Annotated in this window: 11 protein-coding genes; 2 read left to right on the forward strand and 9 right to left on the reverse strand. The window is 32.4% G+C overall.

From position 1 onward, the window contains the following. The first annotated feature begins 335 nt into the window (after positions 1 to 335). Positions 336 to 1,415 carry a methylmalonyl Co-A mutase-associated GTPase MeaB gene (gene meaB / locus C1H87_RS03045; RefSeq protein WP_102754404.1) on the forward strand — a complete coding sequence of 360 codons (1,080 nt, stop codon included), beginning with the start codon at positions 336 to 338 and terminating at the stop codon, positions 1,413 to 1,415. Positions 1,416 to 1,550: 135 nt separating this feature from the next. On the opposite strand, the gene C1H87_RS03050 is transcribed toward meaB, so the two are convergent. The 9 genes from C1H87_RS03050 to C1H87_RS03090 all read right to left on the reverse strand — a co-directional run bounded on the left by C1H87_RS03050 (position 1,551) and on the right by C1H87_RS03090 (position 13,026). After that, positions 1,551 to 2,708, reverse strand: a complete 1,158-nt coding sequence (locus C1H87_RS03050; protein ID WP_102754405.1) for a hypothetical protein — start codon at positions 2,706 to 2,708, stop codon at positions 1,551 to 1,553. A 134-nt stretch (positions 2,709 to 2,842) separates the two neighbouring features. After that, the gene (locus C1H87_RS03055) at positions 2,843 to 4,777 is read right to left on the reverse strand and encodes a tetratricopeptide repeat-containing sensor histidine kinase (protein WP_102754406.1); all 1,935 of its coding nucleotides are present in this window, start codon (positions 4,775 to 4,777) and stop codon (positions 2,843 to 2,845) included. A 1-nt stretch (position 4,778) separates the two neighbouring features. Beyond that, entirely contained in the window at positions 4,779 to 5,510 is a 732-nt protein-coding gene (locus C1H87_RS03060) for a LytR/AlgR family response regulator transcription factor (RefSeq protein WP_102754407.1), read from the reverse strand. A 252-nt stretch (positions 5,511 to 5,762) separates the two neighbouring features. Beyond that, positions 5,763 to 6,968: a hypothetical protein gene (locus C1H87_RS03065; RefSeq protein ID WP_102754408.1), complete on the reverse strand. Its 1,206-nt coding sequence runs from the start codon at positions 6,966 to 6,968 to the stop codon at positions 5,763 to 5,765. Between the two features lie 348 nt (positions 6,969 to 7,316). After that, positions 7,317 to 9,068: a T9SS type A sorting domain-containing protein gene (locus C1H87_RS03070; protein WP_102754409.1), complete on the reverse strand. Its 1,752-nt coding sequence runs from the start codon at positions 9,066 to 9,068 to the stop codon at positions 7,317 to 7,319. 518 nt (positions 9,069 to 9,586) lie between these two features. Next, entirely contained in the window at positions 9,587 to 10,156 is a 570-nt protein-coding gene (locus tag C1H87_RS03075) for a phosphatase PAP2 family protein (RefSeq protein ID WP_102754410.1), read from the reverse strand. A gap of 18 nt (positions 10,157 to 10,174) precedes the next feature. Further along, positions 10,175 to 10,402, reverse strand: a complete 228-nt coding sequence (locus tag C1H87_RS03080; RefSeq protein WP_102754411.1) for a hypothetical protein — start codon at positions 10,400 to 10,402, stop codon at positions 10,175 to 10,177. Between the two features lie 277 nt (positions 10,403 to 10,679). Further along, positions 10,680 to 12,050: an MATE family efflux transporter gene (locus C1H87_RS03085; RefSeq protein ID WP_102754412.1), complete on the reverse strand. Its 1,371-nt coding sequence runs from the start codon at positions 12,048 to 12,050 to the stop codon at positions 10,680 to 10,682. Positions 12,051 to 12,363: 313 nt separating this feature from the next. Continuing rightward, on the reverse strand, positions 12,364 to 13,026 hold the full coding sequence (locus C1H87_RS03090; protein WP_102754413.1) for a hypothetical protein: 663 nt from the start codon (positions 13,024 to 13,026) through the stop codon (positions 12,364 to 12,366). Between the two features lie 290 nt (positions 13,027 to 13,316). On the opposite strand from C1H87_RS03090, the gene C1H87_RS03095 reads away from it, so the two are divergent. Further along, complete coding sequence (locus C1H87_RS03095; RefSeq protein ID WP_102754414.1) at positions 13,317 to 14,255, forward strand: TolB family protein; 939 nt, start codon at positions 13,317 to 13,319, stop codon at positions 14,253 to 14,255. The last annotated feature ends 176 nt before the right edge of the window (positions 14,256 to 14,431 follow it).

Below are 14,431 nucleotides of genomic sequence, written 5' to 3' on the forward strand. Positions count from 1 at the left end.
TGTTCAGTGGCAGTACTCAGTAACTGTGAACAGTATTTCTTTGCGTCTTTGCGCCTCTGCGAGGAAAATAACAAACTAAATAAAAATAGAGTGCAAAGCATTTAACATTGAATAAACAGTATTTATTTTTAAGTAAACTTATTTATTTCTGAGTAAACAATATTCAATTAACAATATTCATCACTAGCAAACAGTAAACCTTCGCGACTTTGCGCCTCATCAAAATATTTCACAAATAAACAATAAATAAATAGTACTCAGTGTTTGTAATTGAAGGTAGTAATCCCGTAACTTTATCAAATAAAATAGTAATTTAGACAAACATTTGTTTACTCGTGGCCAAGGAGAAAAAATCTGCACTTAAAGAAAAAAAAGGAAGTTCGGTTTCGGAAATTACCAATCTATCCAGTATAGAGTCTATTAAAGAGAAGCGCAGATCTAAAATTAATACAGATACTTTAGTTTCATCTATTTTAAATAAAGACATTACAGCCTTAAGTAGAGCCATTACTTTGGTTGAAAGCAAAAACCCAGCGCATTTAGAAAAAGCGAACACTATAATAAAAGCATGTTTACCCCATGCAAACAAATCTATTCGTATTGGTATTACAGGGGTTCCCGGAGTTGGAAAAAGTACCTTTATTGAAACCTTTGGCAAGCACCTTACTGCTAAGGGTAAACGTATTGCTGTTCTAGCTATAGACCCTAGCAGCTCGCTTACAAAAGGGAGTATTTTAGGTGATAAAACCAGAATGGAAGATTTAGTAAAAGATGATAATGCTTTTATACGTCCGTCTGCTTCTGGAGATTCTTTAGGTGGCGTAGCCAGAAAAACTAGGGAAACCATAATTTTATGTGAAGCCGCAGGGTTTGATGTTATTATTATTGAAACTGTTGGGGTTGGTCAAAGTGAGACCACAGTGCATAGCATGGTGGATTTCTTTTTGCTATTGAAACTAGCTGGTGCTGGAGACGAATTACAAGGTATTAAACGAGGCATTATAGAAATGGCCGATGCTATTGCCATTAATAAAGCAGATGGCGATAATTTAAAACATGCCAAACTCGCTAAAATAGAATTTAACAGAGCGCTTCACCTCTACCCAGAAAAAACTTCTAACTGGCAACCTAAAGTAATGGTTTGTAGTGCGCTTAAAAATGAAGGTATTCATGCTATCTGGGAATTGATTTTAGAGTATGTAACCATGACTTCTAAAAACAATTATTTTAATGAGAAGCGCCATGAGCAGAACAAATTTTGGCTTATCCAAACCATAGAGGAGCAATTAAAATCTGACTTTTTTAATCGTTCGGACATCAAAAAAGAACTGGAAAATCAATTGTATCTTATTGAAACCAATCAAACAACACCGTTTGCTGCTGCCGATTATTTATTGGGACTAAAAACTAAATAATCTGTCTTTTATAAAAAAACGAGGCTGAATTCTCTAAGTTAAAAACCCTAGGAATTCAGCCTCGCTTAAGCGATTAACCAAAGCTATTGGCCCTCTAGCACCAATAACATATGTACGAACAAATGGTTAATCTTATTATTTAACAATCTTTGTTGTTACGGCTACTTTTGATGGTTCAAATAAATCATCACTATCATTATCGTTATACATTCTGGTGTAAAAAACAGCAGTTGTTTTATAGGTTTCTTCCGGAAAATATTGAAATACGCGCACATTTATACTGGCACTTTCTCCAGGTAATAATCCGCCACTTGGAAGCTCTCTGTCCACAGTAATTACATTTGTTGGAGGGGTTGTAACCGGGCTTATATCTTCATAAGTTGTCGCTTTTTGAAAATTGATTATTTGATTCCCTACATTGATCCATTTTGTTACACCTGTAAAATATCCAGGGCTTCCTTCTGTTGCGTCTGGCGTTGTAACTGATGGCATTTCTATCTTAACTGGATTAACAACATCTACTATAACTTTGATTAATTGTACCTTTTCATTGTCTTTATCTTTAATTGCCAGAAAAAATGGCTTGGGGTATTTAAAATCGAAACTAGGGTTGCCATCAGGATATTTCTCATTCATATCTCCCGACGATAGCGAGGAGTCTTGGCTATAATACAAATTAGACCCTTCGTAAGTAATGGTTGGAACTAATTTGGTGAAATCGGTTCCTACTGGAACTATAAGATATACTTTTTCGTAACTTGGGTTAACGTCTGCTCTTCTGGAAATTGTAATATCGTTAGGTATGACACCCTTATTTTTACTTTCTTCAAATGTAAAGCTTGTTAGTTTTAAAGTCTCCAGAACAGGTGGCTGCTCCTTAATAACGCTAACATTGTAATGTAATAAGGCTTCTTTATCTCCCCCTACTTCACTAATTGTAAATACGTGTGTTTTATTGCCTTCAAAAGACAACGCAATATTATTAGGTGACATACTAAACTTACTCAGGTTTAGCTCTTCTGAAGTGATAGATATGTGCACTTCATCTAAAGAAGTTGTACTTGGTACAGTTATTTTAATATTCCCATAAGCTACTTCCTCATTATCTACAATTTCAGGGTGTTCCAGTTCCATCCCTGTCCGTTTTATAAATGTTAATCGAAAATCTTTAAGTTTAGCCTCTTCTATATTGAGAGATGTGTTAATGTTTTCGTCGCTAGAATCGCAACTCATTATAAAAAGCGTAGAAAACAATATAGCTCCTATACTAAGCAATTTAATAGTTCTTCTCATTTATTTTTAAATTGAACATGAAATACAAACCTATTAAACGATGGTTCTATTAAGAAATTAATATGGTGAACCGTATGATTCAATATGGTGAATGTATTCAAATTACGGGTGAGTAAAATTTGCTTTAGTTATTTTTATGCCATATTGAACTTAATGGTGTAACATGCGCCCGGATTGGAAATAATATCCACGGTACCTTTAATTTGTTTTGTGAGCCCCTGTATGAGCTGCATCCCTAAAGACTGGCTATTCTCTACTTTAAAGTCTTCCGGAAAACCAACACCAGTATCTTGTATAGTAAGCACACATTCATTTTCATTTTTTGAAGCTTTAATACTAATATATCCGCTGGAGTTGTCCTGGAAAGCATATTTAATACTATTAGCAATTATTTCATTAACAATTAAACCGCAAGGCACTAATCGATCCATGCTAAGATCGATATCGTCTATTGTTGTCGTTATTTTTATGTTCTGTTTCGGTAGATCGTAACTCGTATTAAAATAGGTTAATAAATTATCAAGATAGGATTCTAAATTTATTAACGATAAATCACTGGATTTATACAACTTTTCATGTATAATGGACATGGCTTGTATTTTATCTTGAATCTCCTGCAATATTTCAACTGAGCTTTTATGACTCCCAAACTTATGTTGAAGTCTTAATAAACTTGATACAATCTGTAAATTGTTTTTAACCCTATGATGTACTTCTTTTAATAGTATTTCGCGATCTTTTAAAGTTTGAGATATCACTTTATTTTTTTCTGCCAGAGTCTTATTGTTCGTTTGTTTATTTTTATAAGCATAAAATAGTGTTACTAGAATTATTATCAATGCCACAACCCCTATTATTAATATGGTTTGTGCTCTACGCTGGTTTTGATTCTCTAACGACTTAATTCTGTTTTCATTAGTTAGCAACAAAATTTCCTTTTCTTTACTTTCTAAATCGAATTTTGCCTGAACTTCTTTTAGTTGTTTATCCTTTTCTTTGGTAAACAATGCATTTTCTGCTTCGTTATATTTTAATAGATACTCGTAACTTTTCTTGTAATCTTTTTTTCGATGTGTATATTTATGTAGCGCCTCATAAACTTTGGATAATTGAGGTGAGGCATTTGTTTTTAAAGCTTGAGTAAGTGCTTGATTATAATTCGATTCTACAGATTGGGTATCTCCAAGCTTTTCATAGATTTCTGCTAGTGTGAGGTATGTTCCTATATTGTTTTCTGTATATCCCGTTTTTAAGCGTATTTGCAATGCTTCATTAGAGTACTTTAATGCATCTTTATACTTTTTCTCTTCTAAACTTATTCGAGACAGGTTACTTAAACCAGATATGAGGATTCTATGGTAGTTAGATTTTTCTGCTATTTCAACAGATTTATTTATAAAGCTTTTTGCTTTTTCAAAGTCCTTTTGCCTCATATACAATTCGGCAACAGCTCCCAGAATATGTGATCTAAACTGATAATTTTCGTTTTTTTCTGAAAGTTTTAATGCTTTGTTATAATACAACAGGCCGTTCTCATTATCTCCTAATCTACAAGAGTATAAAGAGCCTATGTTACCCGTTAGCATGGTAATTAACTTTCCCTCTTTATGCTTTTCGTAAATTTTAAGTGCTTTTAGGTCATAATCCAGTGCCTTATCGAAATTCCCCATTTTTACATGAGTTACCCCAATATTTTGATAACATTTACCAATACCTAACTCATAATCCAGTTCTTCGGATACTTCCAATGCTTTTTCATAATAAAATAGTGCCTTTAGGTGTTCAGATACATCATTATGTAAAAACCCTAGTTTTAAATAAAATGTGCCTCTTTCCTTACTATTTTCTTCCTTAGCAATTTCTAAGCCTTGCTTGGCATAGTCTATAGCTTTTTCTACATTAGTGTTACTATACTTTTTTACTAATTGTAGATATATTTCAATTTTATCTTTCTTTGGGGCATCGATTAATTTCTGCTCTAAACTATCAACCTGACCAACCACCGAAACATAAAAAAACAAAAAAAAGAGATAAACAAATCTCTTTAAAAGGGGCATTACTTTTTTCATATTATAAAATATCTAATCGTTCTAATAATTGACTTTTATAGGCTTTACTTATTGGAATTTTATGTTCTTCAATAAAAACAAATCTATTTTCTATTTTATCGATTTTATTTAAAGCCACCATATAGGACCTATGAATTCTTAAGAATTTATCTTGCGGCACTTTTTCATATAGTTCTTTTAAAAACATATTTGCCAGAATCTTTTTTTCCTTAGTAACAATTTGGGTATAATTATCCATCGCTTCAGCCCATAAAATGTCATCTACTTTTACTCTTATAAGTAATGATTTGTCCTTAACAAATATGGTTTCGGATAATTTATTACTGGTTTTCGTTTCTTTAGGCGCCTTATTTTCCTGATGCTTTTGTAACGCTATTTGAATTGTAAAAGACAGTTCCTTTATATTAAATGGTTTTAGTAAAAACCCAAAAGGTCTAGATTGTAGGGCTTCTTTAAACGTATTATCATCGCCATAGGCCGTTAAAAAAACAATTGGGGTTTTATATTTATCGTAGATATCTGTAGCTGTTACGATGCCATTTTTTTCTCCGGAGATATTAATATCCATAACAACTGCATCTGGTGTAGTTTCTTCTACATATCCTATTGCTTCATTATAATTACTGGCTATACCTACAACAACATATCCTAATTTTTCTAAACTAATTTTAATGTCTAACGCAATAGAAAATTCATCTTCAACAATAAGTACTTTTTTATTACCAACTACCATAAATACATTTTAGATTTGAGGAAACTATTCAAATAGTAAACCTCAAAACTATAAAAAAATGCTAATATTGTCTTGAGTAAGAAAAACCTGATTGTAAAAAAGTAAATTAATATTTAAACTTAAGGATAAATACTAATTTACTTTTTCACTATAGCATATATTTATAAAAAGAGGTTAATCTTTAAATAAAGTTAACCCCCAAATTAACAATTTTTAGATTTATCTAGTCTTATATTTTTAAAAACATAACTATCAATTGCTTATAATCGTTGCTTTAACATTCAATGTTACTGGCGTAAATATATCTTCTATCGGGTTTAAATCATCTTCTATATCATTAATAACTGCCCGATTCACGTCGTATTTTGGAGTAAATACAATACCTGTATCGTAATCTCCTGTGTTAACATTTGCATCATCGGCCGTAACAGTAACTATTACATCTCCTTCTTCTCCAGGCATAATTAAAACATCCAAACTTGTTGGAGTTGTTATTTTTCGCAACGTGGCACTAAATATATTTCCTTTTTTATCGGTTGTATTATCTACAAATTCTGAAGCATCCAGGCGATCCCATACGGGATGGTTTCCATTATTTACCCATTTATACTTAATGTTTTTAACAGTTCCTTTTGCTATATCCGGTGTTGTTACCGAACTTTCCTTAAATGAGATCGGGCTCTCTACATCTACGATAACACGATAAAGTTTACTCAACCCAGAACTTTTAAGCAATAGGGTTAATTCATTATTATCAGTAAAATTTAATTTATTATAATCACTCTTAAAATTAATTTTAAGGTCTGTTGTTGGATATGTTTTATAAGCATCACCTCCTTGCTTGTATTCTAACGATTCGCCTTCAAAATTTATAGTTGGAATAAGCGCTGTTAAATCTGTCCCCACAGGAACAAAAACATAAATAGCATTCGAGTTGTTAACTTTATATTCAACTATTTTAGTTGCTTCTATATCTGAAGACAATAAGTTATTTTTACTTTTTTCAAATTTAAAGCCTGTAATATTAAACTCTACTTTCTCTTTTATTACAGAGACTGCATAGTGAATACTTTTACTAGCATCTTCTTTAGATGTAATAGTGTAATTAACGGAGTTGCCATTTTCAAAAGATTGTACTGATTCAACTGCCGGGGATATTTCAAATTTAGATTTATCAAAATTAACAGAAGCCAAACTTAAATTAAGATTAGCTACAGTTGCAGGAACGGTAATAACAATTTTACCTGGTGTTTTTTCTTTCTCATCAACAATTTCTGGCTGAGTTAAATCTATATCTGTATACGCAACTTCAGACAATTTAAAATCATCTAAGAATGCAGTCTTTAAATCTACTTTTGTTGCTTCGGCATCTGTTTCTGGATTTTCACTATCATCAGAACTACAACCTATAAGTAAGGTAATTAGCAATAAGGCACTTATTTTAAATACGTTGTTCATTTTTTTTGGGATATATATAAGAGAGCAAAAGTATACCTTTTAAAATTCAAACAAAAAAAATATGGTGAATACTCTGTTTTTCATGGTGAATGATCCTAAAAAAAGGGTGAATGGATTTTAAAGCGTTGTAAAATACTATGTTTTAATATTTTATATGCTTTGTATGAATTTCGTTAATATTTTTAAAACGATAAATTATAAAAAGAAATCTCGATATTAAAGTAAATAACCTGAGTTCGATTCAACAACATATCTACATGTTAGGTTGAGCCTTTCAACTGCGTGCTCAAGATAACAAGCAACAATATTAAATGAGCTTATTTTAAATCGAACTCAGGCTAAATAAGATTATTTTTTAATAAACCTAAGTATGGTTACTTGATCTCCTTTTCTTATTTTAACAAAGTATAAACCTGGTACCAACTCTCTTACTTCAAAATCCAAACAAGCCTTAGAATTTTTACTTACTATTGGTGTAATTGGAATGACAATTCCATTGGCATCTAAAATAGTTATCTGCCCATCCTTATCAGCTACTTGACAATCTGGCATGCTCAAATGAAGAATCTTGTCTGCAGGATTAGGAAACACTATAGGCATTTCATCTTCTTCCGATCCAGTTCCTTTAACAACTTCGCTCAATTTTTGAACGAATATATCACCAGAACCTTTCGCCTTTAAATCAAAAGAGCCTATTTCTGGATTAAAGTCTACCGTATCTCCAAAAAAACCGGTTGTGTATATGTTATTTCCATCTAAGGCAATTGAATATGAAAAATCATCTCTTTTACCTCCAACACTTGAAACCCATACAAAATTACCATTAGTATCTAACTTTTGAATAAAGGTATCGCCATCATACAGATCTCCCTGCGCTCCTCCTTTTGTTGTTAAACTAACAGTTGCAGATCCCGGATCGAAATCTTGTGTTCCTAAAAAGTATCCTGTTCTGTAAATATTTCCATTATCGTCAATTTTCATGGAAACATCTGGGGTTACATCTGAAGCTTTAGCCCAAATAAGGTTTCCGTCTTCATCCAGTTTTTGAATAAACATGGTTTGTAACCAAAAGTGAGGGTTATTAGCTTTGGCAGTTAAAAACACTTGCTTAGGTCCTAAATCAAAATCTATCGTTCCTTCAAATCCACCAGTAGTGTAAACATATCCATTAGCATCTAAACCAATTGAAGCTCCAACTTCAAAGCCTGGTCCTCCATAACTTTTTACCCAGATTAAATCTGCATTGGCATCTAATTTCTGAATAAATGCATCTGGAAGAGGCCCCGGGGCATTTGGCGTTGATACTGGAGACAAAATGGTTTCTCCTGCTCCCGGATCGAAATCTACAGTGCCACTATAATATCCTGTTCTGTAAATATCTCCATTAGCACTTATAGCAATGGCCCCTTCAGGTGTAAACCCGAAATCTTTTGCCCAGATAAGGTTTCCTTTTGTGTCTAATTTTTGCATGAAAAAAGAGAGTCTAGCCGTTGTTGTTAAAATAGCTTCTCCTGCTCCCAGATCAAAATCTACACTTCCAACATATTCGCCAGTAGTGTATACATAACCTGCTGAATCTAGAGCAAGGTTATTTCCGCCATCTTTTCCGGTTCCTCCTATACCTTTAGCCCATAGCAAGTCGCCATCAGAATTCATTTTTAGAACAAAAATATCTTCTTCTCCTTGCGAAGATAAAAGCGTTTGTCCTGTTCCCGGATCAAAATCCATTGTACCACGAAATGATCCCGTAATGTATAGATTATCTGAGTTGTCTATTACCATTGAAGCGGCAAGATCTTCTTCTGTTCCTCCAATATGTTTAGCCCAGATCAGGCTTCCGTTAGAGTCCATTTTTTGAATAAGGATATCTCTATCGCCATTCGATTCTAATTGCGGAATATTAGGTTGATCAAATTCCAATATACCTTTAAAATATCCAATAGCATAAACATTGCCATTGTTATCTACTACGACTTCTTCTCCTTCATCATGCGTAGCAGATCCAATTCTGTTGGCCCATTCAAAATTCTGGGAAAATGTATTTGTGGTAAATAATAAAAGTAAGAACACTTTTAAAATTGTTGTTGTTTTTTTAATCATTGTATTTGAGGGGTATTTGTATTTTATAATAAATAGGTTATTAATATTTGATTTGATTTATTAGGAATGCATTTTTTAAATCACATTCCGTTTCTCTGTTGATTGATGGGTAGCTAAAAGCCTCTTTTTATTTGGTTTACATCATATTTCTATTATTTAGATTGCATTAATTTTCATTTCCTGTAGAAGCCAATAAAGTATGCCACAAGATTATCGTTCGTATTTTGTTTGATTAAGGAGTGATATGATTTGTAGTCTACAAAGAATTAGCTGTTAGTACAGGAATTTCTATTGATAGACTTAATAAACATGCTTGTTTTGATAATAGATTTATCTGCCATTTCTTTTCTTTTAAAATTATCGCCTTATTGGGTGGTAATAAAATTAATATGGTCAGTGATTCATTTTAACTGGTGAACGATCAAAATGACATGGTGAATAAATCTAAAGCATTGTTTGAAGGTTTGGAGATTAAAAACTATGGCTTTAGACAGTGGTAATTTGTTGAAATTGGACTATTAAGACGTTATAAATCGTTTAAGAAGGTACTGACCTAATTTATAAAACAGAAATCCGGAAATTGCACCAAAGGTTAATCCACATACAATATCCAAGGGGTAATGCACGCCTACATAAATCCTGCTGTATGCTACTACGGCACTCCAAAAAAGTAAAATAAAAATAAGGTTCTTATAGTGTTGTTTTAACATTAAACCTGCAAAAACAGCTGCCGCCATAGAGTTAGATGAATGCCCGGAAAAGAACCCGTATTTTCCACAACGTACTGCAATAAAGCGCATTTGATCTATTAAGTCTGCTTCTCCGCAAGGTCTAGGGCGTTGAAAGCCTCGTTTAAATACATTAGTAATTTGGTCTGTAAACGTTATCATTAACGCTACAACCACGACAAACACTAGCAATGATTTTAATCCAAACTTTTTATAAAGCAAAAACAGTAACAGGGCATATAATGGTATAAACGTAAGCTTATTTGTTATTATTAACCATAAATTATCCCAAGGTTCGGCGCCTAAATTATTTAAAAACAAAAATAATTCTGTGTCGTGTTTTAAAAGCTGGTCGATCATTTATACTGTTTTACAAAATTAATCTTGGTACTTAGCTACTTCGTTATCATAAAACTCGGTTGCCAATTTTATGGCATTTTCTGTTTCTGCCTCTAGCTCTTTTTGGTCTTCGGCATCAAAATCCTCAAACCACTCTACCTCATCGTCTTCAAGATTAATAATAAACCTAGGGAATTCTGTATGAATTACAAAAATAGCGTTCGGGAATTCTGTATTATCGCCAAGTATAAATTTTGGAAGTGTCATCTGTCTTAGTTATACGTTTTAAGTACTTAAAGTTTGTTAGTCAATATATATTGAGTTGAAAATCACTGAAAACTCTTTTTTGATTCTATACAATTCTTATAGAATAAAACCATTAATCATTTCCATGTGACAATCATTTTTTTCTGGTGTTAAATTTATAATTTCTATTTCAAATTTAGTTGTTCAGTTTCTAACTTTTCTGCAAACCCTACATTTATTAGTTATTAACTTTGCTTATAACTTTAAGTACTAAGTACTTTAGCTCACTTTAGGCGCTTCAAGTATTAATCAACTTTTTTGTCAGATAATCGAATCGAATATACAACAAAATAGCTGCTGTAGTTAGCCCCGCTAATAAACCTAGCCAAATACCAAAACTACCATAAGCATCCGCTTTTCCAAAAAACCAGCTTATTGGAAATCCAACCAACCAATAGGATACAAATGTAATAATGGTTGGTATTTTTACGTCTTGTAATCCGCGTAACGCACCTAAAACCAAAACTTGAATGCTGTCACTTATTTGAAATATAGCGGCAGCTATTAACAACTTAGAGGCAATGCTTACCACTTCGGTATTATCGATTAAATTCTTTGCATCATCATAATCTACATATAGCTTAGGTAACTGGTTATGAAATATAAAAAACAGTAAAGCAAACCCAAAGGCGAGCAATGTTCCCATTAAAAATAAAGAAAACGCAATGCGGCGCAATTCAAAATAAGCCTTTAATCCTTTTTGGTTTCCAACACGAATCATAGACGCGACGCTTAATCCCATGGCTACCATAAATGTCATAGACGATAAATTAAGGGCAATCTGGTTTGCTGCTTGCGGATTTTTACCCAATAAACCGCTTAACCATATGGCTGCTGTAAAAATGGCTACTTCAAAAAACATCTGCATCGCACTTGGTGCCCCTAGGTTGATTATTTTATTAAGCATCAGTTTATCTAATACAAAAAACTTAATGTTGGTTACAAATGCTTTAGATTTTTCTTTTCCTTTAAGCAAGAACCATAAGTGCCAGACCATAATAATACGCGACGCCAAAGTACCATAAGCTGCTCCTACTATACCGAGTTCGGGAAACCCAAATTTTCCAAAAATTAATACATAGTTTAAAACTACATTTACAATATTTGCCAATAATGTAGAATACATCGGGTATCTAGTCATAGACAACCCATCGCTAAATTGTTTAAATGCTTGGAAAATAATTAAAGGAATTAACGAAAAAGCTACTAAATCTAAATATGGTATTGCTAGTTCTACAACCTCTACCGGTTGTTTCATTAAATACATGAGTGGTTTTGCAAAAAACACCATTAAAAAAAGTAACACACCTAAAACAGTACATAAAAACAAGCCATGTTTAAAGGAAGATTTTCCCTTTATGAAATCTTTCGATGCGTCTGCCTCTGCAATTAAAGGTGTAATAGCCGTAGAAAAACCAATGCCCAAAGACATGGCTATAAACATAAAACTATTACCTAAAGATACCGCAGCGAGTTCTGCCGTTCCCAACTGTCCTACCATAATGTTATCGATAAAACTTACGAAGGTATGACCTAACATACCAAGCATAACTGGGGAGGCTAACTTCCAATTATATTGAAATTCTTTGGTATAGTCTTTTAATTGCATTTGGCAAAAATAATCTTTAGGGGTTATTCTTTTACGAATTTTTCAATCTTATTTTGATTTTAATCACAAATTAACAAATGTTAATAGTTGTTGATAACTCTTTATAATTATATACAAATTTTAAACGATATGGCGTAGCATTTTCATACATTTGCACCGCCTTAAAGGCAAACTGAATAAGAAATAGCACAAGAAACATTTAGCTTTTTCATTTTAAAGGGAGAACAAAATTGATATAGCTAACATGTTTTAATGTTTAAAGGAGGAATTATATTCCTCCTTTTTATTTTTAACTGTATTTGGAAATACTTATTTAGAAAAAGTAGGAAAACCCAAATTGTAAGTTTGAAGAGTCTAAATTAAAACTGAAAGATTTGGATTTATTACCACCATTATTAATAGAAGCATATTGGTTTTTCCCCCTTGTGTAACCTATTGCCCCCAAATTTGTTTCAAAGGCTAGGTTTTTACTAAAAAAATAAGTGATACCTGGACGTAGCCCCACAAAAATGCTGTTACTAAATCTATTACTATTATTTAGCATATTAGTGTTACTTAACTTTTGTTTATATTCCGAATACTTAAATTCACCTTGTAGATGTATTAATAGTTTAGATCCCAAAGAAAAATATTTTTTAACGTAAGGAAATATATTTACACCTTCTGTAGTTGAATGTGACCTTTCATCAATTATCAAATCATCGATATCGTAAGATTTATTTTTGGAATACACATAACCCATCCCCAAACCAATAAGTAAATTGTTTTTAATTGCATAACCAAAATTAGGATTAACTTCAAAACTGTTTCGATCAGATTTATAGGTATTGTCTCTATTTTTATAATTGTCAAAAACTAAAACAACCCTCCCCCCTAAATTAAAAGCTCCTTTTTTAATAACCATTTTTTTATTTGATCCCTGACCGAATGTTACACCATTGATAATAATTGCAGCAATAAACAGTAATTTTTTCATTTTAAAAGTTTTTAGAATTAAGTCTATTGAGCATCAAGTTTCAAACCAAAAAAAGGAGCATTAAACTTCATTCTGAAACATACTTTTGCTACATTAATTTCATGTATTTTCTAACTTAAAACCAAACACCTCACAATGAATTGATAAGACAAAAAACATCCATTAAATCATTACATCATTCTTATGAGGTGTTTAACACAAGCTTAATACTGTTAACCTATACTTAATATTAACATTCCTTTTAGAAATCCAAATAGCCTCGTTTATTATCTTGTAACAAATATTTAATTATGAAATCCATATGCTCTCTTATTCTTGTTTTTAATATTTTTTTAGGCTTTACGCAACAAACCACAAAACCTTTTATTCCTGAAGTTGTTAAACAATTTCCAAACGTTCGAGATTTAGCAATCTCTCCTAACGGAAAAGAGATTATGTTTACTGCGCAGAGTGTTATGGGAAATCTATCTGCTATAATAACCGTGAAAAAAGAGGGTAACACCTGGAGCAGTCCGCAAGTTGCTTCCTTTTCTGGTCGGTATTTTGATTTGGAGCCCTTTTTCTCTCCTGATGGTTTAAAAATTTATTTTGCTTCTACAAGAGTCATAGATCCAACATCGAATAAACCCAAAGACTTTGATATTTGGTATGCAGAACGAGAAACACTTAACAGCGATTGGTCGCAGCCTATAAACATGGGCAGTCCTATTAATACAGAACATGGTGAATTTTATCCTTCGATAGCCGATAATGGTAATTTTTATTTTACAAGAGATGATCCAAATTTAAAACGCAAGGACGATATTTATATGAGTACATATACGAACGGAAACTATTCCGAACCTAAAGTATTACCAGATACCGTTAACTCCGAAGGTTACGAATACAATGCTTTTATAGCTCCAGACGAGTCCTATATAATTTATGGTTGCTATAAAAGAAAAGATGGTTTTGGCAGTGGCGATTTATATATTAGTTACCATCTTGATGGCAATTGGACACCGGCAAAAAACTTAGGAAATACCATAAACACTAATAAAATGGATTACTGTCCTTTTGTTAGCAACAGTACGAATACGCTATACTTTACTAGCAAACAGGATAACACCAAAGTAGATTTTGAAAATCCATTGTCAATCGATGCCTTATTAAAAGAGTTTGATAAACCAGATAACGGTTCAAGTAGATTGTATAAGGTTCCTATGAACGAATTGCCTAAAAATGAATAATCGTTTTATATTAATTCGACTATATTTTGAAGCTAGACCAGCAACCTTATGTTCTGTAGACCTGTCAGGTTTTAAAGCCTGACAGGTCTGGTCTGTACTTAAGTTTTATCAAAAGCTCATATTAACAAAGGGAAGCCTGAGTCTATCGAGTATGGTACAAATAAAGCCCCCTTATA

Origin of the sequence: Flavivirga eckloniae, from assembly GCF_002886045.1 — a bacterium.
Lineage (GTDB): Bacteria > Bacteroidota > Bacteroidia > Flavobacteriales > Flavobacteriaceae > Flavivirga > Flavivirga eckloniae.

Excerpts from the sequence above, each read along its gene's own strand:
- C1H87_RS03050 (WP_102754405.1), bottom strand. The coding sequence starts at position 2,708 with ATGAGAAGAACTATTAAATTGCTTAGTATAGGAGCTATATTGTTTTCT.
- C1H87_RS03055 (WP_102754406.1), bottom strand. The coding sequence starts at position 4,777 with ATGAAAAAAGTAATGCCCCTTTTAAAGAGATTTGTTTATCTCTTTTTT.
- C1H87_RS03060 (WP_102754407.1), bottom strand. The coding sequence starts at position 5,510 with ATGGTAGTTGGTAATAAAAAAGTACTTATTGTTGAAGATGAATTTTCT.
- C1H87_RS03065 (WP_102754408.1), bottom strand. The coding sequence starts at position 6,968 with ATGAACAACGTATTTAAAATAAGTGCCTTATTGCTAATTACCTTACTT.
- C1H87_RS03070 (WP_102754409.1), bottom strand. The coding sequence starts at position 9,068 with ATGATTAAAAAAACAACAACAATTTTAAAAGTGTTCTTACTTTTATTA.
- C1H87_RS03075 (WP_102754410.1), bottom strand. The coding sequence starts at position 10,156 with ATGATCGACCAGCTTTTAAAACACGACACAGAATTATTTTTGTTTTTA.
- C1H87_RS03080 (WP_102754411.1), bottom strand. The coding sequence starts at position 10,402 with ATGACACTTCCAAAATTTATACTTGGCGATAATACAGAATTCCCGAAC.
- C1H87_RS03085 (WP_102754412.1), bottom strand. The coding sequence starts at position 12,050 with ATGCAATTAAAAGACTATACCAAAGAATTTCAATATAATTGGAAGTTA.
- C1H87_RS03090 (WP_102754413.1), bottom strand. The coding sequence starts at position 13,026 with ATGAAAAAATTACTGTTTATTGCTGCAATTATTATCAATGGTGTAACA.
- C1H87_RS03095 (WP_102754414.1), top strand. The coding sequence starts at position 13,317 with ATGAAATCCATATGCTCTCTTATTCTTGTTTTTAATATTTTTTTAGGC.